The sequence below is a fragment of the Paraburkholderia sp. Ac-20342 genome (assembly GCF_017104985.1).
GTDB lineage: Bacteria > Pseudomonadota > Gammaproteobacteria > Burkholderiales > Burkholderiaceae > Paraburkholderia.
This window is the reverse complement of the sequence record NZ_JAAGPQ010000233.1, coordinates 1-553: the sequence shown is the minus strand read 5'-3', so window position 1 is coordinate 553 and position 553 is coordinate 1. Positions and strand designations below refer to the sequence as shown.

General features: G+C 65.6%; 1 protein-coding gene. It reads right to left on the bottom strand.

All coding sequences use genetic code 11. The features are described from left to right. A partial coding sequence (locus G3N58_RS33900; RefSeq protein WP_206001378.1) for an NAD(P)/FAD-dependent oxidoreductase occupies positions 1-553 on the bottom strand: 553 nt, incomplete at both ends.

Below are 553 nucleotides of genomic sequence, written 5' to 3'. Positions count from 1 at the left end.
AGAACAGCGTGTACTTCGCGTGCAGTTCCATGCCGAGCTGGAAATTTTCGGTCGGCTCGCCGTCCTTGCCGATGCCGAGGTTCCCGGTCGCGACGCCCTTAACGGAGCCGTCTTCGTTATAGAGCACTTCGGCGGCGGGAAAACCCGGGAAAATTTCGACGCCGAGCGCCTCGGCCTGCTGACCCAGCCAGCGCGTCACGTTCGCGAGCGAAATGACATAGTTGCCGTGGTTTTTGAAGTTATCCGGCAGCGCCCAGTTGGGCACGGCCTTCGCGCCGCCGGTTGCGGTGAGGAACAGGAAGCGGTCCTCGGTGACGGGAACGTCCAGCGGCGCGCCTTTGTCCTTCCAGTCGGGGATCAGTTCGGTGATGGCGCGCGGGTCCATGACCGCGCCCGAGAGGATATGCGCCCCGATCTCCGAGCCTTTTTCGAGTACGCACACGCCAAGCTCGACGCCCTGCGCGGCGGCGCGCTGCTTCAGGCGGATCGCCGCCGACAGCCCGGCCGGGCCGCCGCCGACGATCACCACGTCGTATTCCATCGACTCGCGCGG